Source organism: Streptomyces sp. NPDC048612 (genome assembly GCF_043199295.1).
In the GTDB taxonomy this organism is placed as follows: domain Bacteria; phylum Actinomycetota; class Actinomycetes; order Streptomycetales; family Streptomycetaceae; genus Streptomyces.
In genome coordinates this window covers 164,579-189,756 of record NZ_JBICVV010000008.1, presented here as the reverse complement: position 1 = coordinate 189,756, position 25,178 = coordinate 164,579, and the positions used below count along the sequence as shown (strand labels likewise).

Annotated in this window: 22 protein-coding genes and 1 pseudogene; 10 read left to right on the top strand and 13 right to left on the bottom strand. The window is 74.2% G+C overall.

What is annotated here, in order from left to right:
* Positions 1-21 precede the first annotated feature (21 nt).
* Positions 22-1,218 carry a thiolase family protein gene (locus tag ACGFN2_RS15255; protein ID WP_393360452.1) on the bottom strand — a complete coding sequence of 399 codons (1,197 nt, stop codon included), beginning with the start codon at positions 1,216-1,218 and terminating at the stop codon, positions 22-24.
* Positions 1,219-1,516: 298 nt separating this feature from the next.
* Here ACGFN2_RS15255 and hemG point away from each other — a divergent pair, with 298 nt between their 5' ends.
* Both hemG and hemQ read left to right on the top strand, forming a co-directional pair.
* Positions 1,517-2,977 (top strand): protoporphyrinogen oxidase, encoded by a 1,461-nt coding sequence (gene hemG, locus ACGFN2_RS15250; RefSeq protein ID WP_362613818.1) that lies wholly within the window; start codon positions 1,517-1,519, stop codon positions 2,975-2,977.
* A gap of 2 nt (positions 2,978-2,979) precedes the next feature.
* On the top strand, positions 2,980-3,741 hold the full coding sequence (gene hemQ / locus ACGFN2_RS15245; RefSeq protein ID WP_393360450.1) for a hydrogen peroxide-dependent heme synthase: 762 nt from the start codon (positions 2,980-2,982) through the stop codon (positions 3,739-3,741).
* A gap of 88 nt (positions 3,742-3,829) precedes the next feature.
* On the opposite strand, the gene ACGFN2_RS15240 is transcribed toward hemQ, so the two are convergent.
* The 5 genes and pseudogenes from ACGFN2_RS15240 to ACGFN2_RS15220 form a co-directional block, all read right to left on the bottom strand.
* On the bottom strand, positions 3,830-5,479 hold the full coding sequence (locus ACGFN2_RS15240) for an alpha/beta hydrolase (RefSeq protein ID WP_362613833.1): 1,650 nt from the start codon (positions 5,477-5,479) through the stop codon (positions 3,830-3,832).
* Positions 5,480-5,602: 123 nt separating this feature from the next.
* The gene (locus ACGFN2_RS15235; protein ID WP_393360448.1) at positions 5,603-6,406 is read right to left on the bottom strand and encodes a TIGR04222 domain-containing membrane protein; all 804 of its coding nucleotides are present in this window, start codon (positions 6,404-6,406) and stop codon (positions 5,603-5,605) included.
* A 168-nt stretch (positions 6,407-6,574) separates the two neighbouring features.
* Positions 6,575-7,985 (bottom strand): annotated as a pseudogene (locus ACGFN2_RS15230) (DUF692 domain-containing protein).
* Between the two features lie 73 nt (positions 7,986-8,058).
* Entirely contained in the window at positions 8,059-8,880 is an 822-nt protein-coding gene (locus ACGFN2_RS15225) for a YrhB domain-containing protein (protein ID WP_393360446.1), read from the bottom strand.
* A gap of 62 nt (positions 8,881-8,942) precedes the next feature.
* The gene (locus ACGFN2_RS15220) at positions 8,943-9,692 is read right to left on the bottom strand and encodes an aminoacyl-tRNA hydrolase (RefSeq protein WP_393360444.1); all 750 of its coding nucleotides are present in this window, start codon (positions 9,690-9,692) and stop codon (positions 8,943-8,945) included.
* Positions 9,693-9,918: 226 nt separating this feature from the next.
* On the opposite strand from ACGFN2_RS15220, the gene ACGFN2_RS15215 reads away from it, so the two are divergent.
* Positions 9,919-10,911, top strand: a complete 993-nt coding sequence (locus ACGFN2_RS15215) for an ATP-binding cassette domain-containing protein (RefSeq protein WP_393360442.1) — start codon at positions 9,919-9,921, stop codon at positions 10,909-10,911.
* Positions 10,908-11,576 (top strand): ABC transporter, encoded by a 669-nt coding sequence (locus ACGFN2_RS15210; RefSeq protein WP_393360440.1) that lies wholly within the window; start codon positions 10,908-10,910, stop codon positions 11,574-11,576. Before ACGFN2_RS15215 ends, ACGFN2_RS15210 begins: the two co-directional genes overlap by 4 nt.
* A 367-nt stretch (positions 11,577-11,943) precedes the next feature.
* Here ACGFN2_RS15210 and ACGFN2_RS15205 read toward each other — a convergent pair whose 3' ends face one another.
* Together ACGFN2_RS15205 and zapE are read right to left on the bottom strand one after the other, a co-directional pair.
* Complete coding sequence (locus ACGFN2_RS15205) at positions 11,944-13,320, bottom strand: alkaline phosphatase PhoX (protein ID WP_393360438.1); 1,377 nt, start codon at positions 13,318-13,320, stop codon at positions 11,944-11,946.
* A 110-nt stretch (positions 13,321-13,430) separates the two neighbouring features.
* Positions 13,431-14,546: a cell division protein ZapE gene (gene zapE, locus ACGFN2_RS15200; RefSeq protein WP_393360436.1), complete on the bottom strand. Its 1,116-nt coding sequence runs from the start codon at positions 14,544-14,546 to the stop codon at positions 13,431-13,433.
* A gap of 67 nt (positions 14,547-14,613) precedes the next feature.
* On the opposite strand from zapE, the gene ACGFN2_RS15195 reads away from it, so the two are divergent.
* Positions 14,614-15,438: a pyrimidine reductase family protein gene (locus ACGFN2_RS15195; RefSeq protein WP_393360434.1), complete on the top strand. Its 825-nt coding sequence runs from the start codon at positions 14,614-14,616 to the stop codon at positions 15,436-15,438.
* Positions 15,439-15,577: 139 nt separating this feature from the next.
* Positions 15,578-16,075, top strand: a complete 498-nt coding sequence (locus ACGFN2_RS15190) for an indole-3-glycerol phosphate synthase (protein WP_362614580.1) — start codon at positions 15,578-15,580, stop codon at positions 16,073-16,075.
* A 70-nt stretch (positions 16,076-16,145) separates the two neighbouring features.
* Here ACGFN2_RS15190 and ACGFN2_RS15185 read toward each other — a convergent pair whose 3' ends face one another.
* Together ACGFN2_RS15185 and ACGFN2_RS15180 are read right to left on the bottom strand one after the other, a co-directional pair.
* Positions 16,146-16,832, bottom strand: a complete 687-nt coding sequence (locus tag ACGFN2_RS15185) for an ABC transporter ATP-binding protein (RefSeq protein WP_393360432.1) — start codon at positions 16,830-16,832, stop codon at positions 16,146-16,148.
* Entirely contained in the window at positions 16,829-17,950 is a 1,122-nt protein-coding gene (locus ACGFN2_RS15180) for an ABC transporter permease (protein ID WP_393360605.1), read from the bottom strand. The genes ACGFN2_RS15185 and ACGFN2_RS15180 overlap by 4 nt, the downstream gene beginning before the upstream one ends.
* A gap of 255 nt (positions 17,951-18,205) precedes the next feature.
* Here ACGFN2_RS15180 and ACGFN2_RS15175 point away from each other — a divergent pair, with 255 nt between their 5' ends.
* From ACGFN2_RS15175 to msrB, 4 genes are all read left to right on the top strand, one after another.
* The gene (locus tag ACGFN2_RS15175; protein ID WP_393360603.1) at positions 18,206-19,375 is read left to right on the top strand and encodes a sensor histidine kinase; all 1,170 of its coding nucleotides are present in this window, start codon (positions 18,206-18,208) and stop codon (positions 19,373-19,375) included.
* A complete protein-coding gene (locus ACGFN2_RS15170) occupies positions 19,372-20,085 on the top strand; it encodes a response regulator (protein WP_393360430.1) in 714 nt (237 codons plus the stop codon). The genes ACGFN2_RS15175 and ACGFN2_RS15170 overlap by 4 nt, the downstream gene beginning before the upstream one ends.
* A gap of 155 nt (positions 20,086-20,240) precedes the next feature.
* On the top strand, positions 20,241-21,638 hold the full coding sequence (murC, locus tag ACGFN2_RS15165; protein WP_393360428.1) for a UDP-N-acetylmuramate--L-alanine ligase: 1,398 nt from the start codon (positions 20,241-20,243) through the stop codon (positions 21,636-21,638).
* 15 nt (positions 21,639-21,653) lie between these two features.
* On the top strand, positions 21,654-22,061 hold the full coding sequence (msrB, locus tag ACGFN2_RS15160; RefSeq protein ID WP_362614588.1) for a peptide-methionine (R)-S-oxide reductase MsrB: 408 nt from the start codon (positions 21,654-21,656) through the stop codon (positions 22,059-22,061).
* An 85-nt stretch (positions 22,062-22,146) separates the two neighbouring features.
* Here msrB and ACGFN2_RS15155 read toward each other — a convergent pair whose 3' ends face one another.
* The 3 genes from ACGFN2_RS15155 to ACGFN2_RS15145 all read right to left on the bottom strand — a co-directional run bounded on the left by ACGFN2_RS15155 (position 22,147) and on the right by ACGFN2_RS15145 (position 25,163).
* A complete protein-coding gene (locus tag ACGFN2_RS15155; protein WP_393360426.1) occupies positions 22,147-23,451 on the bottom strand; it encodes an NPCBM/NEW2 domain-containing protein in 1,305 nt (434 codons plus the stop codon).
* A gap of 120 nt (positions 23,452-23,571) precedes the next feature.
* Entirely contained in the window at positions 23,572-24,231 is a 660-nt protein-coding gene (locus tag ACGFN2_RS15150; RefSeq protein WP_362604800.1) for a 4'-phosphopantetheinyl transferase superfamily protein, read from the bottom strand.
* Positions 24,228-25,163, bottom strand: coding sequence for a metallophosphoesterase (locus ACGFN2_RS15145; protein ID WP_362604802.1), 936 nt, complete (start codon positions 25,161-25,163; stop codon positions 24,228-24,230). Before ACGFN2_RS15145 ends, ACGFN2_RS15150 begins: the two co-directional genes overlap by 4 nt.
* Between the last annotated feature and the right edge of the window lie 15 nt (positions 25,164-25,178).

Genomic DNA, 25,178 nt, shown 5'->3' with positions numbered 1-25,178 from the left:
GGCGCCGCGCGGAGCCGGGCCTCAGCGCTCCAGGACCAGCGCGAGGCCCTGGCCGACGCCGATGCACAGCGCGGCGAGCCCGGTACCCGAGCCCAGCGCGGCGAGTTGGTGCGCCACCGAGCCCGCGAGACGGGCGCCGGACGCACCCAGCGGATGGCCGATGGCGATGGCGCCGCCGCGCTGATTGACCACCGCGGGGTCCAGTTCCGGCCACTGCCCGATACAGCCCAACGCCTGCGCCGCGAACGCCTCGTTGAGCTCGAAGGCCGCCACCTCGCCGAAGCCCCGCCCGGACCGCTCCAGCGCGCGCCGTACCGCCTCCACCGGGCCCAGGCCGAACAGCTGCGGCTCGATGCCGGTCACCGCGCTCGCACGGATACGGGCCAGCGGCTCCCGCCCGGTCGCCCGCAGCCCCTCCTCGTCGACCAGCAGCAGCGCCGCCGCACCGTCGTTGAGCGGGGAGGAGTTCCCGGCCGTGACCGTGCCGCCGGCCGGGCGGAACACCGGTTTCAGCTTCGACAGCGACTCCAGGGAGGACGCCTCCCGGATCGTCTCGTCACGCAGCAGGTCCACGTCCGGCAGCGGCACGACCTCGGCGTCGTAGGCGCCCTCCTGCCAGGCACGCACCGCCTTCTGGTGGCTGGCCAGCGCGAACACGTCCTGCTGTTCGCGGGTGATGCCGTGCTGGTCGGCGATCAGCTCGGCGCCCTCGCCCAGCGCGACCGTCCACTCCGGCTGCATCCGCGGATTGACCATCCGCCAGCCCAGCGTCGAGGAGAACATCTCCTGATGGCCCGCGGGGAAGGCCCGTTCGGGCTTGCGCAGCACATAGGGCGCGCGGCTCATCGACTCCACGCCGCCCGCCACCGCGATGTGCGCGTCGCCGTGCGCGATGGCGCGGGACGCCTGGATGACCGCCTCCAGACCGGACCCGCACAGACGGTTCACGGTCACGCCGGGGACGGTCACCGGCAGCCCGGCGAGCAGCACCGCCATCCGCGCCACGTTGCGGTTGTCCTCGCCCGCGCCGTTGGCGTCGCCGAAGCAGACATCGTCGATCCGCGCCGGGTCGAGGTCGGGAGTGCGGTCCACCAGGGCCCTGACCACATGGGCGGCGAGGTCGTCGGGCCGCACCCCGGCCAGCGCGCCGCCGTACTTGCCGACGGGGGTCCGTACGGCATCGACGATGTACACATCCCGTACGCGTGGGTCGGTCATCAGGCGCTGTCCTCGCTGTCCCGGCTCGACGTCGGTGCGGCGGTACGAAGATCGCCGCCCGCCGACCACGAGTCTTTGCCCGCCGCTGCCCGCTGTCAACGGGGCTCTCGGTCACCTTGCCCGGCCGTGGTGGACGCTCCGGCCGGACCGGCGGCCCCGGGTGCCTCAGCGCGACCGGCCGCCCGCGCGAAGTGGCCCGCCACCGCCCGTCCTTCGGGGGGCAGCGGCCGGGCGGGGCGCCGTCCGTGAGCCGTGATCCGGTCACGGCCGTGTCAGTGGGCTCTGAGAGAGTGGAGGCATGAGCGCAGCGCACACCCGTACGGGCCCGGGGCCTGGTCATGCCGTCGTCATCGGGGGAGGCATCTCCGGGCTGGCCGCCGCGCACCGCCTGCTCGAAGGCGGCGCCCGGGTGACCGTCCTGGAGGCCTCCGGCCGGCTGGGCGGCAAGCTGCGCGCCGGCGCCCTCGCGGGCGTCCCCGTCGATCTCGGCGCCGAATCGATGCTGGCCAGGCGCCCGGAGGCGGTGGACCTCGCGCGCGCCGTCGGGATCGGCGACCGGCTCCAGCCGCCCGCCACGGCCGGCGCGTCGCTGTGGACCCGCGGCGCGCTGCGCCCGATGCCCAAGGGGCATGTGATGGGCGTCCCCGGGGATCTCGGACTGCTCGCCGCCTCCGGGGTGATCTCGCCGGACGGGATGGCGCGGATCGCCGAGGACGAGACGCTGGCGCGTACCGAGGCCGGCGAGGACGTCGCGGTCGGCGCGTACGTCGCCGCCCGGCTCGGCCGGGAGGTCGTCGACCGGCTCGTCGAGCCGCTGCTCGGCGGCGTCTACGCGGGCGACGCCTACCGCATCTCGATGCGCGCCGCCGTCCCGCAGCTCTACGAGGCCGCCCGGTCGCAGCGCTCCCTGATCGAGGGCGTACGGGCCCTCCAGGCGCGCACCGCCGCCGGTGCCCCACCGGGCGGGCCGGACCGGACCCCTCCGGTCTTCATGGGCATCGACGGCGGGATCGGGACGCTGCCGGCCGCCGTCGCCGAGGCCGTACGCCGGGCCGGCGGCGAGATCCACCTCCGCACCCCCGCCCAGGCCCTCCACTGGTCCCCGCAGGAGGGCTGGCAGGTCCGCCTCGGGGACCGGACGCTCACGGCCGACGCGGTCGTCATGGCCGCGCCAGCGGGCGCCGCGGCCGGCCTGCTGCGCGACGGGTGCCCGGACGCGGCCGCCGCGCTGGACACCGTCGACTACGCCTCGATGGCGCTGGTCACCATGGCCTTCCGCCGCGCCGACCTGGACCGGGTGCCGGACGGCAGCGGCTTCCTCGTCCCGCCCGTCGACGGCCGCCGCATCAAGGCCTCGACCTTCGCCAGCAGCAAATGGGGCTGGATCGGCGCCGCCGACCCCGACCTCTTCGTGCTGCGCACCTCCGTCGGCAGATACCAGGAGACCGCCGACCTCCAGCGCGAGGACTCCGAGCTGGTCGACCTCTCGCTCGCCGACCTCGGCGCGGCGGTCGGCCTGACCGCCCGGCCGGTCGCGAGCACGGTCACCCGCTGGGACGACGGCCTGCCGCAGTACTCCGTCGGCCATCTGGCACGGGTCGCCGGCATCCGGGAGGCGGTCGCCCGGATGCCCGGTGCGCTGCGGGTGTGCGGCGCGGTCTACGACGGCGTCGGCATCCCGGCCTGCATCGGCTCGGCGCGCCGCGCCGCGGACGAGCTCCTCGGCACCCTGACGCCGGACACCGTCGCCGCCGAGTGAGAATGGACGACATGACAGACGCTTCCACTCCCGCTTCCGCGCCGCAGACCCCCGCGGCGCCCGAGAAGGTGCCGCACGCCGGCAAGAAGGCCAAGGACCTCAACGAGGTCATCCGCTACACCCTGTGGTCCGTGTTCAAGCTGCGCGACGTCCTCCCGGAGGACCGCAGCGGCTACGCCGACGAGGTCGAGGAGCTGTTCGCGCAGCTCGCCGCCAAGGACGTGGTGGTCCGCGGCACCTACGACGTGTCCGGCCTGCGGGCGGACGCGGACCTGATGATCTGGTGGCACTCGGAGAGTTCGGACGCCCTCCAGGAGGCGTACAACCTCTTCCGCCGCACCCGTCTCGGCCGTGCGCTGGAGCCGGTGTGGTCGAACATGGCGCTGCACCGCCCCGCCGAGTTCAACAAGTCGCACATCCCGGCCTTCCTGGCCGACGAGCAGCCGCGCGCCTATGTGAGCGTCTACCCCTTCGTGCGCTCCTACGAGTGGTACCTCCTCCCCGACGAGGACCGCCGCCGGATGCTGGCCGACCACGGCAAGATGGCCCGCGGCTTCCCGGACGTGCGCGCCAACACCGTGCCGTCGTTCTCGCTGGGCGACTACGAGTGGGTGCTGGCGTTCGAGGCCGATGAGCTCTACCGCATCGTCGACCTGATGCGTCATCTGCGCGGCTCCGAGGCGCGGATGCACGTCCGCGAGGAGATCCCGTTCTACACGGGGCGGCGCAAGCCGGTCTCCGAGCTGGTCGCGGGCCTGGCGTAACCGGCCGCGAGGCCCGGCCGGGGTCCCCGGACACGGCGCCGCGGGCCGCCCCCCCTCGGGGACGGCCCGCGGCGCGACGGGTCCTCGGCTACTTCCCCGGCAGGGCGTGCTGGGCCCGGGTCGCCTGCTGGCCCGGCACCGGCTCGGCGCGCGGCGCGCAGTACACCCGGTGCCCCGGCACCTTCCCGTGCAGCAGATACGCCTCGGCGTACTTGTTCACACAGGCGTTGTCGTTGAACGCGACGCCGTGGGTGCCCGCGCCGTTCTCGGTGACCAGGGAGGAGCCGGGCAGCCGCCGCTGGAGTTCCAGCGCCCCCCGGTACGGCGTCGCCGCGTCCCGCTCGGCCGCCAGTAGCAGCACCGGCGGCAGCGCGCCGGGCTCGGTGTGGACATCGAGCGGACCGCGCCGCCCGTGGAGCACGTCGTCGACCTGGGTCCTGGCCACGTGGCCGGCGACATCGGCCAGGTCCTGCCCGGAGGCCGGCCGGTCCGCGCGGTGCACCGCGGCGTCGAGCTCGGCCGCCGCCGACGCCGGCCGGTCGGGCCAGTAGGCGCACGGCAGGTTCATCCAGGCGTTGTCCCAGGTCTCGAACGGGGCGACCTTGGCGATCGCGGTGTTGTCCCGGTTCCAGGTCCGCCAGTCGTGCGGCCAGGGCGCGTCATTGCACTCCACGGCCGTGTAGACGGCATTGCTGTTCTCGTCCGCCGCGACCCCTTCCGTCCGGGGCATCGCCTGGGCGATCAGCGGCTTGGGGTTGCCGTGCAGGTACCCCGCGAGCGCCTCGGCGCGCATCGGCCAGAAGGCGTCGTTGTAGCCGGTCTTGAGGAACGCCGACTGCAGCTGGCCGGGGCCGATCTTCCCGTTGAGCGGCGTACGGCGCAGCTTGCCCGCGGCCTTGTCGTAGGCCTGCTGCACCGCCTTCTTGGTCGTGCCGAGGTGGTACTGGCCGTTGTGCCGGGCCACCCAGCGCAGCCAGTCGCCCCAGCGGCGCTCGAAGGCGATGTCCTGGTCGAGGTTGTTGCGGTACCAGATCTGCCGGGGCGCGGGATTGACCACACTGTCGAAGATCATCCGCCGGACGTGGCCGGGGAAGAGCGTCGCATAGACTGCACCGAAGTACGTCCCGTACGAGGCGCCCATGAACGTCAGCTTCTTCTCGCCCAGCGCGGCCCGCAGCATGTCCAGGTCGCGGGCGTTGTTGACGGAGTTGTAGAACGGCAGGGCCCCGCCGGCCCGGCGGACACAGCCACGGGCGTACTCCCTGGCCTCCGTCCGCTTCCGGCGCTTGAAGGCCTCGTCCGGGTGCATGCGGCTGTCGGTGGGCGCCTTGGCGAACTGCTTGGGGTCCTGGCACGACAGCGGCGCCGAGCGGCCCACCCCGCGCGGCGCATAGCCCACGAAGTCATAGGCGCGGGCCAGCTTGCGCCACTTGGGGAGTCCCCCGTAGAGCGGGAACTCCATGCTGGAGGCACCGGGGCCGCCGGGGTTGAAGACCAGCGCGCCCTGCCGTTCGCCGCGCGCCGTGGCGCGGATGCGGCTGACGGTGAGCTGGATCTTCTTGCCGTCGGGACGCGCGTAGTCGAGAGGGACGGTGAGTCTGCCGCACTCGACGGTGGTCGGCAGATGTTCCACCGCCGCGCAGCGCCCGAACTGCAGGCGGTGCGCGACGGGTGCGGGTGGCGCGGCGGCGGCCCCCGTGGCGCCGCCTGCCGGGGCAGTGGCGAGGGCGGTCACCATCAGCGACCCGATGGTGCCGTACAACGCAAGTGCTCTCACTGGCCGTCCCTTCGTGTGTGCATACAAAAGGGATAGTTGGGTCGGCGATTGTCGTTGTAAAGCACCTGGCTCCGGTGTCGGAGGCTATGCCCCGGAAGAGTGGAGCGCGGCGCGCAAGGAGGGATCGGTGAGGGCCGCGGGGCCGCGGAGGGCGAGAGTGACCAGGGAGGCGGGCAGGGCGGGGGAGGCAGGGGCGCGGACGGTTCCGGGCAGCTGCCGTGCGCCGGCGGTGGTGGCCCAGTCGCTGTACGGGTGGAGCTCGAAGCGGGCCACGGCGCAGGTGCCGAGGGTGACGATCAGCGGTAGCGAGCACCACGCCAGCAGCAGTCCGGTGTCCGCGCCGGGCGGCGCCGTCCAGTAGGACGCGGCGGTACACAGCAGCACCAGAAGAGCGGCGCCCCACACCAGGCGGACGGCACCGCCGACGCCCGGACGGACCGCCACGGGCACCGCCAGCCCGTCGGTCACCAGCCGGTCGCCCAGCTCCCGCACCGCGTCGTCCCCGACCAGGGCGTCCCGTATCGCCGGTATGCGGCGCTGCCCCGCGGGGCCCATGGCGGTGAGGGCGGCCCGCTCGACGGCGTCCTTCCCGACCGGGTCGACGACGGTGGCCCATCCCGTGTCGGCGAGCAGCACCCGCCGCTGCTGGGCCATCAGCACCAGCACCACGTCGGCGAGGCGGTGCGGGCCGCCGGAGAGGTACGCCATCTCGTACAGGGTCAGCCCGGGACCGCGGCGGCCCGCCGTGCCCCCGTTCGGGTGGGGGCCGGGCGCCGGACGGGGCGCCGGCCCGGGGGAGGTGCGGGCGGCGGCGACCGCCGCACGACAGAGCAGCGCACAGGACAGCACCGCCGCCGAACAGGCGACGAGGAGGAAGAGCAGCCACATGTCGGAGTTTTTATGCGAGAAGCGGCCGTAACCGCCACGTGGAATCTCAGTATGCGGGCAGGTTTCGGGGCCGCCGTCGCCGGGGGAACCGCTCTCGCTGCCGGAGGCGGAGGCGCCGGGGCGAGCGCCGTGTGCCGGATGCACCGCACACGGGCGGGTGCATCGCGGTCACCCCCGGCGCCACCGGTGTCGTACGGCCCGGACCAGGCGCGCCACGGGGTGGGCGGACGGCGGCTTCGGGCCCGAGCGCTCCCGCCACCAGCGGGCCAACTCCCGCCGTGCGGCCGGGTCTTCGGGCCGTCCCTGGACCAGCAGATGCGCCGCGAAGTCCAGCGCGTCCTGGCGGTAGCCGCCGCTCATGGGCCGGTTCCGGGCATGGTCGGCGAAGGCGGGCCGGTAGTCCGCGCCGAGGATCTCGGGCAGCTCGGGCGCGACCTTGGCGACCACCGAGGCCCGCTTGGCGGCCAGCGCCCGGCTCTGCACCCGCAGCCGGGTGCGGTCGAAGCCCTCGGGGGCGGGCGTCCCGGCGACCAGCGCGGACAGCAGCGCGGCCTGCGCGAGTGCCAGCCGCTCGCGGGCGGCGTCGGTGGTGGTGTCGGTGCGGGTGTGGGTGTCCGGGGCGGTGTCTGCGGCCTCCGGGGTGCCCGCCACAGGCGGGGTATCCGCGGTCGTCGGGGTGTCCGCCGTCGACGGGGTGCCCTCTGTCGTCGGGATGTCCGGCGCCGGGGGCACCGCCTCAAGCCGCCCGGTCATGGCGGGCCTCCTTCAGTACGGTGCGGATCGCGTCGAGTTCACCGGCCAGCTTTCCGCCTTCGGGAAAGTCGTCGTCCCGCTCCAGCAGCACACCCGGTGGGGTGACCCGGGCGCACAGCTCGGCGAGAACGTCCAGCACCGGCCGGGTCACCGGGTGGGCATGGCTGTCGTGCCACACCCCTTCCCGCTCCACCCCGCCCGCGACATGGACGTAGGCCAGGGCCTCCAGCGGCAGCGCGTCCAGGGCGGCCGCCGGGTCCTCGCCCCGGTTGATGTGGTTCGTGTGGAGGTTGGCGACATCGATCAGCAGCCGCACCCCGGTCCGCTCGACGAGGTCGGCCAGGAACTGCCCCTCGGTCATCTCCTCCCCCGGCCAGTTGATGAGGGCGGCGATGTTCTCCAGCGCCAGCGGCACCGGCAGGGCGTCCTGGGCGATCCGTACGTTCTCGCACAGCACGTCCAGGGCGTCATGGGTGCGTGGTACGGGCAGCAGATGACCGGCCTCCATACGGGGCGAGGCGGTGAGCGGGCCGCCCGCCCTGACGAAGGCGATGTGCTCGGTGACCAGCGGTGCGCCGAGTGCCTCGACGCGCTCGGCGAGCGCGCCGAGCCGGCCGGGGTCCGGACGGTCGGCACCGCCCAGGCCGAGCGAGACGCCGTGCGGGATCACGGTCGTGCCGCGCTCGCGCAACTCCTGCAGGGCGTGCGGAAGATGGCCCGGGCAGATGTTCTCCGCCACCACCTCGACCCAGTCCACCCCGGGCAGCTCCGCGATCTCCGCGGCGATTTCCGGCCGCCAGCCGATTCCCGTACCAAGGCGCTCCATGGCTCCCCCTATCGCTCCGTGGTGTCGGTACTCATGCCGCACCAGCCCGCTCCGAACCCTGCCCTGGCCGAGTTCAGAGGTTGATTTGAGCTTCACGGGGGGCTTGCGCGGAGCCGCACGATGCGCCGTGGCCGCTCCCGCCCCCACCCCGCGGAGACCGGCACAGGCACGTCCCGACGGTGGCTTGATCACACCGGCCACGATCGCACCTGGCCAGGTGCGCCTCTACCTCGTCCATGCCGTCGACGTCGTCTTCGTCTTCGTCATCCACGTGGTCTTCGTCGTCTACGCGGGCCTCGTCGTCCACGCCGTCTGTGGGCGACGGCCGGACAGTGCGGTGAGGCCCTCCCCGGCGGACGGTCTGCACCGCAAGTACCGGGTTGAGGGGTTCGACCAGCCGCTCGACCGCAACGGCCACGAGCTGGGGCGAGGGTTCGCCGCCGACCTGCAACGCCTTGACGTAGCCGAGCGCTTGAGCAGGAGAGAGCGCCGGCAGCCTCTGCCGCAGGGCGCGCACGGAGTGCATGCGCCCTCGTGCGGCAGCGAGTTCACGAATCTCGTCGTGCAGATCGTCCACGGCGGTACGGACACGCATCCCACGGATTCGGGTGCGGTAGTCCGCCTCCCACTCCCCGCCCTTCTCGGAGACGATCCCGATCTGGTGCAGCCCTCCATCGACGCGGTCCACCAGGTACGGCCCGTGGTCGACGAGCATGGCAGCGGGGTTCCGCGTACGCACATACTCCTCGGACTGCCAGTAGACCTTCCAGACCAGCTCATGCTCCTCCACACACATCACCTTCGTGCGTATCGGGTCCACGCCCAGAGCCGCCCACCGCTGACTCTCGCGATCCAGCTCATCCTCAACGACACGCACCGCGTCCTCTCGCCCCATCACCTGCGCAGCATCTCCTACGGGGTACTAGCCGACCAGCGCACGCGGGAACGCGCTCCGCCTCAGCCGGTGTGCGGCAGCGTGTTTCGCAGGGTGGGGTGGTCGGCGATGACCGTGCAGGAGCCGGGGGCGATTTCGGTGAAGCCGGCGTCGTGTACGGCGGGCAGGCCGCTGCGGGTGAGTGCGGTCCACCGGGTGGGTTCGGCGGTGCGTACGGAGAGGGGGAAGCCGGCGGTGCGCCAGGCCGTCCGCTCGTCCGTGGAGAGGTCCCACCATGCCAGCTGGGCGGCGTGGCCGGCCTGGGCCATCTCCTTGCCGGCGGACATCTCCAGGTCGGGGTTGAACCACAGCACCGGGCCCGCGGCGGGCGGTGCGGGCGGCTGCGGGTCGTCCAGCTCCGTGCCGGAGACCTGGAGGCGTGCCAGGTCCTTCGGCCAGCCGTCCAGCGGTACCGGCGGGAAGACGCGCACCTCGGCCTCGCGGCCGGTGACCGTGATGCCGGGCAGTGCCCCGGCCCGCCGCCACTCCGCGCGGCGCGCCCGGCGCACCACCTTCCGGATGCGGGCGTCCTGCCAGTCCCGCACCGCCGCGGCCCACTCGCCGTCCCCGGCCGACCGCTCGTCCGAGAGCAGCACCAGCACCGCCCGTGCAGCCGTCTCCAGCGCGTCCGTGCGTGCCGGGGGAGCTTCCCGCTCGATCCGTACCACGAGCGGCAGCACGAACTGCGGTGCCGCGTCCCGGTCGGTCTGTGGGTGTTCCAGGGGGCTGTCGGTGCTGTTGCCGGGCTGTCCGGCGGTCTCGGTGCTGGTCACCCGACCAGTCTGCCAGCCGCCACTGACAGCGCCCCCGGCCCGCTCCCGCCGCCCCGGCCGCCGTGCACAGGCTCCCGGGTCAACGCCACCTGTGTGGCGGGAGGTTGGGGCGCGTACGGCCGTGGCGGAACGTGTCCCCGGACGGGCACCCGGCGGCCGATAAGGCTACCGTCGGGAGCGGCGAGCGACGGGGGCCCGCCACGACGGAGCGGAGGTGCCGGAGCGTATGAGGCTGGACGGAGTGGGGCGGCGGTACGGGGCGCGCGGCCCCTGGGTGCTGCGGGACGTGGACCTCGACGTGCCCCCGCGCGCGTTGCTGCGCGTCGAAGGCACCAACGGCAGCGGGAAGTCCACCCTGCTGCGGCTGCTGGCCGGCATCGACCGGCCCAGCACCGGACGGATCACCGGCCGCCCCCGCACCGCCTATGTGCCCGAGCGTTTCCCCGTCGCCCTGCCTTTCACGGCCGTCGGCTACCTCACCCACCTCGGCCGCATCCACGGTCTGCGCGGCCCCGAAGCGGCCCGCCGAGCCACCGAGTGGCTCGAACGCTTCGGGGCGGCGGGGCATGCGCGGACCCGGCTGGCCGAGCTGTCCAAGGGGACGAGCCAGAAGGTCGCGGTCGCCCAGGCGCTGCTGGCCGAGCCCGCACTCCTGGTCCTGGACGAGGCCTGGACCGGGCTGGACCGGGCCGCGCGCGAGGTGCTCGACCGCGCGGTCGCCGAACGGGTCGCGGACGGCGGCACGGTCGTGTTCGTCGACCATGACCCGCAGCGGCTGGCGGGCGCCGCCGACGCCCGCCACCGGGTGACGGACGGGCGGCTGTCGGCCCCTGAGGAGGACGGCCCGGCGGCCGGTACCACGGACGTCACCGGCCCCCGGGTACTCATCGAGGCCGAGGGCGTGCCGGGGAGCCTGCCGCCCGCCGGCGCGTCGCAGTCGCAGCTGCCCGGGGGGCCGGAGATCGCGCCGGGCCCTGACGGGACGACCCGGCTGACCGTTCCCGCCGCGCACTCGGACGCCCTGCTGCGGGCGCTGCTCACCGCGCGTCCGCCCTGGCACATCCGCACCGTCACCGCCGCCGCACAGCCGCATGCTGCCCCTGGCGCCGGCCCCACCCGTGCCACCGACGAGGCCGCCGACTCTCCTGAAACCTCCGCATCCGACGGCGTCCGCGCAGCGCACGACGCCCCCGCACCCCATGAGGCTCCCCTCCCGTGATCGCTCTCCTTCGCTACCAGACGGCGCTGCTCATCGGCTCGTACCGCTGGCTGCCGCCGGTCATCCTCTTCGCCGCCTGGGTGGCCATCGGTGTCGAGAGCGGCGGCCCGATCCTCGACGCGTTCGGCTACGCCGCCGGGGGACTGCTGCCGACAGCCGTGTGGCTGACCCGGGTCTGTGTCACCAACGAGCCGTCGGCCGCCCGTAATTGCGCCGCGGCCGCCGCCGGGCCCGGCCGGGTGCACCTCGCCGGTGTGCTGACCGCGGCCGGCGCAGCGGTGCTGTTGGCGGTCCTCGGTACGGCGGTGGCCGTGCTGCTGTCGGACCCGCGCTCCACCGACCAACAGGTGGCAGTTCCGGTCCTGCCGGCGGCCGGCGCCGGGCTGCTCGCCGCGCTGGTGTGCCTGCTCATGGGCACCGCCATCGGCGCGCTGAGCAACCGGCCGGTGCTGCGCAGCACCGGCTGGAGCATCCCGACGGGGCTGCTCGCCGCCCTGCTGCTGTTGGTGTGGGGCGCCTCGCCCGCCAACGCCGCCGTCTCGGGCCTGGTCACCGGCTCGGTCCACGGGACGATCAGCACGCCCTGGCTGCCGCTCGCCGCCACCGCCCTGATCGCGGCCGCCGCCACCGGCGCCGCGTGCGCCCTCAGCTCCCGGCGCGGCTGAAGGGGGAGGCGCGGGGCTGCTTTTGTGGGCAGGGGCAGGGGCAGGGGCAGGGGCAGGGGCAGGGGCAGGGGCAGGGGCAGGGGCAGGGGAGGGAGAGGGCTGGGTCGGGCGAGGGCGGGTGCCCGCGCTTGGACCTCGGCGCCCGAACCTCGGCCCTCGCAGGCGGCACGAGCTCTCCCCCGCCCCCTCCCCCTCTCCCCCTTCGGGGGAGGGGGCGGGGGGTGGGTTCGGGGGTGGGGGGGGAAGCGGCCCGCTTGTTTGCGGCCGCCGCCCCAGGCCGCAGCAACGCCCCCGCCCCCTCAGCAGGTACCCCCCGCCCCTTGAGCGGGTCCCCCCGCCCCCTCAACAGCCGCCCCCCGCCCTCACCTCAGTCGTGCCAGGGCCCCGTTACCGCGAACGTCGTCCCCGGCGTGTAGCAGTTGACGTACATCGTCCGGTGGTCGGGCGAGAAGGTCACTCCGGCGAACTCGCCCCACTCCGGCTTCTCCGGGGTGCCGATGTTCTGCCGGCCGCGGGCCATCGCGTAGACCTGACCGCGCCGGGTGAGGCCGAAGACATGCTGTGCGCCGTCGCCGTCCTCGCACACCATCAGGCCGCCGCTGGGGGCGAGGCAGATGTTGTCGGGGGACTCACCGGGCAGCTGGAGGTCGGTGTCCGGGCCGAAGACGACGACCTGGGTGAGGCGCCGCCTCTTCGGGTCGTACTTCCAGACCTGGCCGTAGTGGTCGGCCGCCGAGCCGTCCTTGCGGTGCGCGAAACTGGAGATGAAGTACACGCAGGAGCCGCCCCAGTAGCAGCCCTCCAGTTTCTGGGCGTGGGTGATGCCCTGGGAGCCGAAGTCCTGGAAGCGGATCGGGGTCTCGCGGGCGAGCGGGTCGGGGACGTCCACCCAGGTGACGTGGTCGAAGGTGGTGCCCGGTTGCTGGATGGTGGAGAGGTCGGCCACCCCGGGGACGCGCAGCGCCTGGAGGCGGCCGCCGGCGCGGAGTGAACCGCGGCCCCCCATCGGCTTGTCGGGCAGAAAGCGGTAGAAGAGGCCGAACGGCTTCTCGAAGGCGTCCTCGGTCTCGTAGACGACGCCGGTGCCGGGGTCCACGGCGATCGCCTCGTGCTGGAAGCGGCCCATCGCGGTCAGCGGGACCGCTCCGGTGCGCCGCGGGTTGTACGGGTCGACCTCGAAGATGAAGCCGTGGTCCTTGGTGTAGTTCTCCTCGCCGGCCCGGAACTCGGTCTCCTCGCAGGTCAGCCAGGTGTTCCAAGGGGTGGGGCCGCCCGCGCAGTTGGTGGAGGTACCGGCGATGGCTACCCGCTCCGAGAGCACCTTGTTGTCCCGGTCCAGTGCGAGGGCGGTACAGCCGCCCTCGCCACCGGGGTCGTAGGTCAGCTCGCGGACCCGGGGGACGGCCTGGCGGGAGTTCGTACGGTTCTCATGGTTGCGGACCAGGTGGGTGGTGCCGCGGCGGCCGGGCGAACCGGGGAAGGCCGACATGCCGTCACAGTTGCTGGGCACCGTGCCCTCGCCGGAGCGCAGCGGGTCGCCTTCCCGGGACAGGACCCGGTAGCGGAAGCCCCGGGGGAGGTCGAGCAGGCCGTCCGGGTCGGGGACCAGCGGGCCATAGCCGCGCTGTCCCATGCTCTGGGCGGTCGCGGTGCCCGTGAACAGTTCCGTGAGGCTTCCGGAGAAGGCGATTCCGGCCCCCAGCGCACCGGTTCTTGCCAGGATCTGACGTCGTGTCGCGGACATGGGCAACTCCCTGTTGGCGGACAGGTGATGTGACCCGCTCGTGTGTACCACGCAGTCGGCCCGCCGGGAACCAGCCGGCGGGCATCAACCGGGTGGTGCCCCGTTTCCGCCTACCGGCCGTCGGTCACCAGGGAGCCCGCGTCACGCGCCAGCGCCGTCAGCCGGGAGATCGCCCGGAAGTACTTCTTGCGGTAGCCGCCGCGCAGCATCTCGTCGCTGAACAGCTCGTCGAAGGCCTTGCCGGAGGTCACCACCGGCACCTCACGGTCGTAGAGCCGGTCGGCCAGGACCACCAGACGCAGCGCCGTGGACTGGTCGGGCACCGCCTGGACATCGGTGAGGCAGACCGCCTCGATGCCGTCGCACATGGCGCCGTAGCGGCTGGGGTGCACCTTGGACAGGTGGTCCAGCAGGGAGGGGAAGTCGTCGAGCGAGGCGCCGGGGGTGCGGTAGGCGGTGCGCGTGACGGTCTCGTCGTCGTACGGGGCGGGCGCCTCGGGCAGGCCGCGGTGGCGGTAGTCCTCGCCGTCGATCCGCAGCGGGCGGAAGTGGGCGCTCAGCCCCTGGATCTCGCGCAGGAAGTCGGCGGCGGCGAACCGGCCCTCGCCGAGCTTGCCGGGGAGGGTGTTGGAGCTGGCGGCCAGCGCCACCCCGGCGTCCACCAGCTTGCCGAGCAGCGTGGAGACCAGGACCGTGTCACCGGGGTCGTCGAGCTCGAACTCGTCGATGCACAGCAGCTTGTGCTCGCCCAGCGTCTTGACGGTCTGCTGGAAGCCGAGCGCGCCGACGAGGTTGGTCAGCTCGACGAAGGTGCCGAAGGCCTTGCGCTCGGCGGGGGCGGGGGTGGCGTGCCACAGGGAGGCGAGCAGATGGGTCTTGCCGACGCCGTAGCCGCCGTCCAGGTAGACGCCGCGCGGGCCGGTGGGGGCCGCCGGCTTCCTGGCGAACCAGCGCCGCTTCCCGCCGCCCGCCGGGGCGCCGCCGATGCCGTCCGCGAAGTCGCTCAGGACCTGTACGGCCTCGGCCTGGCTGGGCTGCTGCGCGTCCGGGATGTAGGTGTCGAAGCGGGCGCCCTGGAAGCGCGGCGGCGGCACCATCTCGGCGACCAGGCGGTCGGCCGGGACCTGCGGGGCGCGGGCGGTGAGCGCGGCGGGCACCGCGTCCCCGTCGGCCGGCGGGCCGGCGGTCGGGTCGGGCTGCGGGGCGGAGGGCTGGGAAGGCGACACAGCCGTCCAGCCTATCTCGTGTGCGGTACCCGCCGGTCCGGTGAGCGAGGCATGTCACACTGCCGCCATGCGACGCCTGTTCCCGCTCCCCGCCCCGCCCGTACCCGCCCCTGACCTCGACGCCGGGGGGACGGGACCGGACGGCTCCACGGACCGCGAGTGGACGCTGGACGAGCTGGCCGACGCCTACGCGTACCCGGCCGAGGACGATCCGGCGCGCGCGGGGCGCACCGGCTGGCTGCGGGCGAACATGGTGTCCTCGCTGGACGGCGCGGCCCATCACGAGGGCCGTTCGCAGCCGCTGTCCGGCACCGCCGACATGCGGATCTTCGGGGTGCTGCGGGGGCTCGCGGACGCCGTGGTGGTGGGTGCGGAAACGGTGCGGCAGGAGGGCTACCGGCCGGGCCGTGCCCGGGAGGCGTTCGCCGCCCGCCGGGCCGCGGCCGGCCAGGGCCCGGCCCCCGCCATCGCCGTGGTGACCGCCGGTCTCGGGCTGGATTTCACCCTGCCGCTGTTCACCGAGCCGCTGGTTCCCACCGTGCTGCTGACCGGTGCGGGCGCCCCCGCCGACCGGGTGGCCGAGGCCCGTGCGGCGGGCGCCGAGGTGCTGTTCGCCGGCGAGGGGCTGGGGGTCGACCCGGCCCGGGTGGCCGGGGTGCTGGCCGGGCGGGGCCACCACCGGCTGCTGTCGGAGGGCGGGCCCAGGCTGCTGGGGCAGCTGGCGGCGGCCGACGCGCTGGACGAGATGTGTCTGTCGCTGGCGCCGGTGGTCGCCGTGGGGGACGCGCCGCGGATCATGAACGGTCCGGCCGTCGCGGTGCCGGAGCGGTTCGCCCTGGCCTCGGTGCTGGAAGAGGCCGGGTTCCTGTTCACTCGCTACCGTCGGTCCTGACAATCGGCGGAACTATCTGTTCCGCTTAGCTTCCGTTGGGCACACTAAAAGCCAACAGGTCCCGTGTGGCGACGGGGCAGGATGGTGTCTGTCGGGCGCCGCGGCATGCGGCGCCCCCAAGAGAAGAAGGGCGTCCGTCGTGTTCACGAGCGTATTGATGATCGAGAAGCCTCTGACGCCCGCCGACGTGGAGTTTGTGACCACCCTGCACGGCGATGACCGGATCTCGTTCGTCGTGCTCATGCAGCCGCGGGGCAAGCAGGACGTGCTGCTGCGGGCCATCGACGACGTCGCCCTCGGCGAGTTCGACGACGCCGTACGGGAGGCCGGGGAGCCGGGCGGCGACCGGGCGGAGGCGCCCGCGGAGCTGGCCCTGGCGCACACCCTGCAGGCGCTGCGCGACGCCGGTTCGGAGGCCGTCGGGCAGGTGGTCGAGGACCATCCGCTGGATCTGCTGCGGTCCATGGTCGACGAGACCGGCGCGGACGAGGTGATCGTGCTGACCACCCCGCACTTCGTCGAGGAGTTCTTCCACCGCGACTGGGCCTCCCGGGCCCGGCACAAGGTCGGCGTCCCGGTCCTCAAACTCTTCTCGCACGCGGCGGACGACCAGCCCCAGGGCTCCGCCGGCGGCTGAGGCCCCGGCCGCGGAGCCGGGCCCCGTAAGGCCGCGCCGCGACCGGGCGGGTACCCGGCCGCGGCGCGGGTCAGCGGCGGGCGCCCAGGCGCGGGCGGAGCCGGCCGTCCCGCACCTCGGCGACCGCGTCCGCCGCGTCCAGATGCGCCGGATCGTGGGTGACCAGCACCGTCGCGGTGGCGCGCTCCCGGGTGAGGGTGCGCAGCAGCGCCAGCACCGCGGCGCCCCGTTCCTGGTCCAGCGCGCTGGTCGGCTCGTCCACCAGCAGCACCGCGGGCTCGTTCATCAGCGCCCGCGCGATGTTGATCCGCTGCCGCTGGCCGCCCGACAGCTGATGCGGCCGCCGGTCCGCCAGCCCCTCCAGGCCGACCGCCGCCAGCAGTTCCAGCGCCCGGGCGCGCGCCTTACGGGGCGGACGGCCGTCCAGATGGGTCATCACCTGCAGCTGTTCGGCCGCGGTCAGCGACGGCAGCAGGTTCGGCTGCTGGAAGACCGTGCCGAGGGTGGTGCGGCGTAGTGTCGTCAGCGCGGCGCGACCGAGGCCGGTGGTGTCCGTGCCGTCGATCACCACCCGTCCGTGGTCCGGGCGGATCAGGGTGGCGGCGACCGCGAGCAGGCTGGACTTGCCGGACCCGGACGGCCCGATCACCGCCGTCAGAGAGCCCGCGGGCACGGTCAGCGAGACCCGGTCCAGCGCGGTCAGCCGGGCGTCGCCGTCGGGGTAGGTGAGGGTGACATCGGTCAGTTCGAGGCTCATCGGGCACTTCCCAGGGCGGTCAGCGGGTCCACGGAGGTGAGGCGGCGGACGGCGAGCGCGGCGCCGGCGGCGCCCAGCGCGATCATGATCAGGGCCGGCAGCAGCACGGTCGGCGGATCGAGGACGAACGGCACGGCGCCACCGATCGACGCGCCCACCAGCGCCACCACGGCGGTGCCCAGCCCGGTCCCGGCCACCAGCAGCACGACGGCCTGGCCGAGCGCGTCCCGCAGCAGCGCTCCGGTGGAGGCGCCCAGTGCCTTGAGGACCGCGACATCGCCGCTGCGCTGGATCGTCCACACCGTGAAGAACGCGCCGATGACCAGCGCGGAGATGGCGAACAGGAAGCCGCGCATCAGTTGCAGCGAACCGTTCTCGGCGGTGAACGAGCCGATGGCCCGCACGGCGTCGTCGGTGGTGACGGTCTTCGTGCCGAGGTCCTCGTCGGCTGCCGTCAGCGCGGCCGTGTCCGTCGTGGACAGCGCGAGCACCGTCGCTCCCATGGAGCCGTGAGTGGTGTCGCTCCCGCCGGAACCCGGGCCCGCCGCGCCGGCCCGCCCGGAGCCGCCCATGAGCCGCTGCCAGTCGCGCAGCGACGTCCAGACCACCGGCGTGTGGCTGTACATCGCCGGGCCCGACACCGCCGCGACCCGGAACGTCCGGCCGCCCAGCGTCAGCCGCCCGCCGGCCCGTACGTCCCCGAGGGACGCGGCGGCCTTCTCGGACAGCACCACCGCGCCGTCGGCGACCCCCTCCGGCGCCGGCCCGGAACCGGGCCGCACCCCGAACGCCGACACCGCGGCGGTCCGGTCCGCCTCGGCCCGGGTCGTCGCGATGCCCAGCGGCTCGGCGTGCCGTACGCCCGGCACCCGCGACCAGGCCCGCACGGTCCGTTCCGGCAGCCGGGAATCGGTGAAGGCGAGCTTGCCGCCCTCGGCGGGCGCCGAGAACACCAGATGGTCGGCGGGCAGCCCGGTGACCGCCGAGGTGTTCTCCCGGCCCAGGCCCGCCGTCAGGCCCGACAGCAGGCCCACCAGCACCGTGATCAGCACGATGACGGTGCCCATCAGGGCGAACCGCCCCTTGGCGAATCTCAGGTCTCTCCAGGCGACGAACAACGGCTCCGCCCTCTCGCATCGGGGTGCCGGGCCCGCTGCCCGGCGGCTGGTCCCCACCGTCGCCTCCCGTACGGGCCCGCGGCATCGCGCCGGGGAGTGGTCCGCCGGCGCCGAAAGAGGCGCCCCGTGATCAATCCTTCGGTTGATGGCGCGGGGAACGGCGGCCCGTAGCCTGGAGGGGCCGTGACCCAAGAAGACGTGACCGCTCCCTCCCTCACCCCCGTCCTGCGGGCGCTGCGCAGCTGCCTGCACCTGATGGTGGCCGTGCTCCTCGGGCTCGCCGTCGTCCGGGCGGTGGCCGACCGCGATCCGACCGCGCCCGCCGTGCTCGCCACCGCGGTGGCGCTGTGCGCGCTCTACCTCACCGGCCCCCGGCTGCCCCGGCTGCGCACCTCGACCGGCGCCGCCGGCCTCTGGCTCGCCGCCCTGGCCCTGGTCTGGCTGGTCCTGCTGGCCCTCACCCCGGACGGCGTCTGGGTGGTCTTTCCGCTCTTCTTCGTCCAGCTGCATCTGCTGCCGCCGCGCTGGGGCCTGCCCGCGGTCGCGGCCTCCACCCTCGCCGCCATCGCCGGGTTCTCCTGGCACACCCACTCCTTCAGCCTCGGCATGGCGCTCGGCCCCGTCCTGGGCGCCGCCGTCGCGGTCGCCGTCGTCCTCGGCTACGAGGCCCTCTACCGGGAGAGCGAACAGCGCCGCCGCCTCATCGAGGAGCTCACCGCGGCCCGCGGCGAACTGGCCGACGCCGAGCACGCCGCCGGAGTGCTCGCCGAACGGGAACGGCTGGCCCGCGAGATCCACGACACCCTCGCCCAGGGCCTGTCCAGCATCCAGCTGCTGCTGCGGGCCGCCGAGCGCGCCCTGCCCCAGCAGCCCGGCACCGCCCTCGGCCACGTCCGGCAGGCCCGCACCACCGCCGTCGACAACCTCGCCGAGGCGCGCCGTTTTGTACGGGCGCTCAGCCCGCCCGACCTGGAGGCCGGTTCACTGCCCGCCGCCCTGGAACGGCTCTGCGCCACCACGGCCCGTGCCTCCGGTCTCGCCGTGCACTGCCAGGTCTCCGGCACGCCCACCGCGCTGCCCACCCCGCACGAGGTCGCCCTGCTGCGCATCGCCCAGTCCGCGCTCGCCAACACGGTCCGGCACGCCGCGGCGGGCCGTGCCGAGCTGACCCTCAGCTACATGGACACCGAGGTCGCGCTGGACATCGTCGACGACGGCGTGGGCTTCGTGCCCGCCGAGGTGCCCGCCCCCGGCGCCGCCGCGGTCCCCGGCACCGGCTTCGGTCTCGCCGCGATGCGCGCCCGGGCCCGTGCCCTCCAGGGCACCCTCGCCGTCGAGTCCGCCCCGGGGGAGGGCACCGCGGTCGCCGTCACCCTGCCGTGCCCCGCCACCGCGCCCGTCGCGGCGCCGGAGGCCGCCTCATGACCGGTCCCGTGAAGCGCTCGGCCCCGCCCGTCTCCTCCCGGCCGGGCGCACACCGTGAGCACCGCCACGAGCAGGGCGGCTCCCCGGTCGTCCGGCTGCTGCTGGCCGATGACCACCCCGTCGTCCGTGCCGGACTGCGCGCCGTCCTGGAGACCGAGGAGGACTTCGAGATCGTCGCCGACGTCCCCACCGCCGAAGAGGCCGTCGGCCTCGCCGCGCGCCTCGACGTGGACGTGGTCCTCATGGACCTCCAGTTCGGCGGCCGGATGCTCGGCTCGCAGGCCACCGCCGCGATCACCGCCGCCCCCGGCGCCCCGCGCGTCCTCGTGCTGACCACGTACGACACCGACGCCGACATCCTCGCCGCCATCGAGGCGGGCGCCACCGGCTACCTCCTCAAGGACGCCCCGCCGGAGGAGCTGGCAGCCGCGGTGCGCACCGCCGCCGCCGGGAAATCGGCGCTCGCCCCCACCGTCGCGCTGCGGCTCATGGACCGGATGCGCGCCCCCGCCACCGCGCTCTCCCGCCGCGAGACCGAGGTCCTCCAGCTCGTCGCCGACGGCCTGTCGAACGCGGCGATCAGCAAACAGCTCTTCCTCAGCCAGGCGACCGTCAAGTCCCACCTCGTCCACATCTACGCCAAGCTGGGGGTGGACTCCCGTACGTCCGCGGTCGCCGCCGCCACCGCACAGGGCCTGATCCGCCGCTGAGCCCCGCGCCGCGCCCCGTGCGGCACCCGGCCGGGGTCCGCGGACCGGCGCTGTCGGTGCCGGGTGCGAGAATCATCCCCAGCACGACGCACGACCAGCACGACCGCACGACCCGCACCACCGCTCGCGACGATCGACATCAGGGAGACCCGCCCATGGCACCCGCCATCCCAGCCTCGATGGACCGGCCGCACTTCATCGGCATCGGCGGAGCCGGTATGTCGGGCATCGCCAAGATCCTCGCGCAGCGCGGCGCCCAGGTGGCGGGCAGCGACGCGAAGGACTCCGCCACCGCCCAGGCCCTGCGCGCCCTCGGTGCCACGGTCCACATCGGCCACGCCGCCGGGCACCTCGCCGAGGACGCCACCGCCGTCGTCGTCTCCTCCGCGATCCGCCCCGACAACCCCGAGCTGGCCGCCGCCCATGAGCGCGGCATCCCCGTCGTGCACCGCTCCGACGCCCTCGCCTCCCTCATGGACGGCCTGCGCCCCATCGCCGTGGCGGGCACCCACGGCAAGACGACGACGACCTCCATGCTCGCCGTCTCCCTCGGCGCCCTCGGCATCGAGCCGTCCTACGCCATCGGCGGCGACCTCGACGCCCCCGGCTCCAACGCCGAGCACGGCACCGGCGAGATCTTCGTCGCCGAGGCCGACGAGAGCGACCGCAGCTTCCACAAGTACGCCCCCGAGGTCGCCATCGTCCTCAACGTGGAGCTGGACCACCACGCCAACTACGCCTCGATGGACGAGATCTACGAGTCCTTCGAGACCTTCGTCGGCCGCATCCGCCCCGGCGGCACCCTGGTCATCGCCGCCGACCAGTCCGGCGCCCGCGAGCTGACCGAGCGGATCTCCGGCCGCTACGACATCGAGGTCGTCACCTACGGCGAGTCCGAGGACGCCGACGTCCGCATCCTCAAGGTCAACCCCCGCGGCCTGACCAGCGAGGTCACCGTCACCCTGACCAGCGGCAAGATCCTCACCTTCACGGTCTCCGTCCCGGGCCGGCACTACGCCCACAACGCCGTCGCCGCGCTGGCCGCCGGCGTCGCCCTGGGCCTCCCGCCGCACAACCTCGCCTCCGCGCTCGGCAAGTACACCGGCGTCAAGCGCCGCCTCCAGCTCAAGGGCGAGGCGGCCGGTGTGCAGGTCATCGACTCCTACGCCCACCACCCCACGGAGATGACCGCCGACCTGGAGGCCATCCGCGGCGCCGCCGAGGGCGCCCGCGTCCTGGTCGTCTTCCAGCCGCACCTCTTCTCCCGCACCCAGGAGCTGGGCACGGAGATGGGCCAGGCGCTCGCCCTCGCCGACGCCTCCGTCGTCCTGGACATCTACCCGGCCCGCGAGGACCCGATCCCGGGCGTCACCAGCGCCCTGATCCTCGACGCCGCGCGCGCCGCGGGCGCCGACGTCACCCCCGAGCACGACCAGGCCGCGGTCCCGGACGTCATCGCCGGAATGGCGAAGCCCGGTGACCTTGTTCTCACCATGGGCGCGGGCGATGTGACCGACCTCGGCCCCGCCATCCTGTCCCGCCTGGGCAGCTGAGCTGAGGAGATCCGGATGCCGTACGAGATCGACAAGCCCGACGAGGAGTGGCGGGCCGAGCTGAGCCCCGCGGAGTACCAGGTGCTCCGCCAGGCCGGCACCGAGCCCGCCTTCGTCGGCGAGTACACCGACACCAAGACGGCGGGCGTCTACTCCTGCCGTGCCTGCGGCGCCGAGCTCTTCCGCTCCGGCACCAAGTTCGAGAGCCACTGCGGCTGGCCGTCCTTCTACGACCCGAAGGACTCCGACGCCGTCGAGCTCATCGAGGACCGCTCCCACGGCATGGTGCGGACCGAAGTGCGGTGCGCCCGCTGCGGCTCGCACCTCGGGCACGTCTTCGAGGGCGAGGGCTACCCCACCCCCACCGACCAGCGCTACTGCATCAACTCGATCTCGCTGCGGCTGGCCCCGGACGAGAAGTGAGCGGCGGGCCGGACGGTCCGCCGCCGGCCCCCGCCCGCGGGCGCCGGGCCGGCGGGCCCTGATCCGGCCGTCGCGAGCGGCCGGATCAGCGGCAGGTGAGGACGGGGTTGCCCCAGTCGGCGTGGTCGGAGTCGTTCCCGTTGCCGCCGTCGGTGACCACGAGCCGCATCCGGCTGCCGCCGGTGAGGTCGGCGGTGAGGCGCTGGGCGGCCTGGTCGACCGTCATCAGCCCGCTGTCGGCGACCTTGGTGCCGTCCCGGTAGACCTGGAAGACCACGGAGCCGTTGGCGCCCACCTCGTCGTCGAGACCCACGTCCACGTTCAGGGCGGTGCAGGTGCCGCCGAGTTCGTAGGTGATCTCGCTGTAGGCGTGCGCGCCCAGCCCCTGGGAGTAGGGGGTTCCCTGGATGGTGAGGGGGTGTCCGTCGATGCTGCTGTCCGGCCTGATCGGCGCGAAGCTGTACTTCTGGGAGGTCCACGGCCGGGCGGCCAGCGGCACGGCGTGGCCGGCCGGCGGCTTGTCGTCGGGAGCGGAACGCGTCGGGTGCGGCGGCTTCGACGGTGAAGGGGGCCGGGCGCTCGGGTGCTTGGAGGCCTTGCTGTGGCTGGGGGACGGGGATTCCGAGGGCGAGGCGGAAGCGGTCGCGGTCTCCCCGGGGGACGCCGTCGGCAGCTTGCCCGGGGCGGGGGCCGAGGCGTGGCCGGAGCGTCCGGGAGCGCCGTCCGCGGCATCGTCGCGCGCCGGGCCGAGCAGCGGGCCGACGGTCAGGGCGGTGCCGGCCAGGACGGCCACGGCCGCCGCGAGGAGGCCGACACGGGCGGGGGAGAACCAGGACCGCCGGGCCCCGTCCCCGCCGGCGGCCGGGACCGTCCCCAACGGGGGTGTGGCGGCGGTGGGTTCGCCACCGGTGGACCGCTGTGCGCCGTCGGCGGGAAGGGGGACCTCGCCGGGCTGGCGGGCCAGCCAGGACGCGAAGTCGTCGCGCAGCTCGGTGTTACGGGACGTGCGGTGCCAGGCGACGGCGGTGTCGCGGACGGCCGCCAGCAGGCTGTGCCGCCAGGCCGGATCGGCACCCCTTCCCGACGCCGGGGAGCCTTCCCCCGGCTCCGAGCCCTCCCGCAGCACCCGGTCGATGGCCTCCTTCGCCAGATCTGCCGAAGCCTGGGAGGAGCGGCAGCAGTTCCGGGCGTAGGCCAGAACCGCCGCGTAGTGCCGCTGGTGGAACTCGTTGAGGGCCTCCTCGGCCACCCGGGCCGGGCCGTCCGGAGCCGGTGTGCCGAACGGGCCGCCCGCCGCCCGGCCACCGCCCTGGGCTGCCGCACGAATGCGCCGCACCAGCTCGGAATCGGACGGTGCGGTCCCACCGACGGTCTCGAATTGCTCTTGCATGGTGGGCTTCAGACCCTTCAACGTCCTGACGGGCCATGAAAATATCGCACGACCCGGACGGTTCCGGCGGCCGGTCCACCGCCGGCCGGCGGTGACGGGCGGCCCCCGCGGGCCCGCCCGTCACCCCGGCACCACGATCGCCGTCACCACCAGCCCCGCCCCGATGAGCCACCGGCCGCTGAAGGAAGTGAGCTCCCTGCCGTCCACCACCGGCCCGGGGACCAGGAGTTGGGCGGTGAACGAGGCGTCCGTCGGGTCGAGGGTGAGCAGCGCCTCCTCGAAGTCCAGCCAGCGGTGGGTGAGCGGGTACCACGCCTTGTAGACGCTCTCCTTCGCGCTGAACACCAGACGGTCCCAGCAGACATCGGGCTGCAGGGCGGCCAGCCGGCGGAGCTGGACGCGCTCCTCGGGGAGGGTGACGAGGTCGACCACCCCGGGGTCGTTCACGGGGAGATGGGGCTCGGCGTCCAGGCCCACCGTCCGTACCTCCGACGCGCGGGCCACCGCCGCCGCGCGGTAGCCGGCGCAGTGCGTCATGGCGCCGACCACGCCGGCCGGCCACTGCGGCTCCCGGTGGGGGCCGGGGAGCAGCGGCGCGGGGGCGAAGCCCAGCTCGGCCAGGGCCCGGCGGGCGCAGCCGCGTACGGTGCCGAACTCCCGTTGCCGCTTGGGCACGGCGTCGGCCACCTGCGCCCACTCCTCGGGGAACATCTCGGACAGCGGTGCGTCGTCGAAGGCCTCGGCGGTCCGGACCGGGGCCGGCAGCAGCTTGTCGATCATGCGGGGCTCCCGGTGGTGCCGGAGGCGGCGGCCGGCAGGGGGAGGATCTGGACCGGGCGGCCCGGCGCGGCGGAGCGGCGCTGCCATTCCCGCGGGTAGCCGAGCGAGACCTCCTGGTGCGGGACACCGTCCAGCGTCAGCAGCCGCGGGATGTGGAGGTGCCCGTAGACCACGGTCGCGGCACGGAAGCGGCGGGGCCAGTCGGCGGTCGTCTCGGTACCGCACCAGAGCGCGAAATCCGGGTACCAGAGGGGGTCGGTGGGCTCGCGCACCACCGGCCAGTGGTTGATCAGCACGGTCGGCAACTCCTCCGGCAGGGCCGCGAGCCGGGCCTCGGTGGCGGCCACCCGGGCCCGGCACCACGCCTCCCGGGTCGGATACGGGTCCGGATGCAGGAAGTGCTCGTCGGTGCACACCACCCCGGCCTTCTCGGCCCGCCGCAGCGCCTCCTCCTTGGACGCCGTTCCCGGCTGCCGGAAGGTGTAGTCGTAGAGGAGGAACAGCGGGGCGATGACGGCCGGACCGCCGGCGCCCTCCCACACCGGATACGGGTCCTCGGGCGTCAGGACCCCCAACTCCCGGCAGATGTCCACCAGATGCTCATAGCGCTCCACCCCGCGCAGCTGCACCGGGTCCTGGGCCGGGGTCCACAGTTCGTGATTGCCGGGCACCCACACCACCCGGGCGAACCGGCTGCTGAGCAGCGACAGCGCCCAGCGGATGTCGGAGACGAACTCGCCGACATCGCCGGCGACCAGCAGCCAGTCGTCGTCGGACTCGGGCCGCAGGCCCTCGACGATGTCGCGGTTCTCCTTGTAGCGGACGTGCAGATCACTGACGGCCACCAGGCGGCCGCGTCCGCCGCCGGACGGGGTGCCGGTGGCGGCGGGTCCGGCGGTGCCGGGCGCGAGGGCGCGGATCTCGTAGCTCATCGTCGAAGTAAAGAC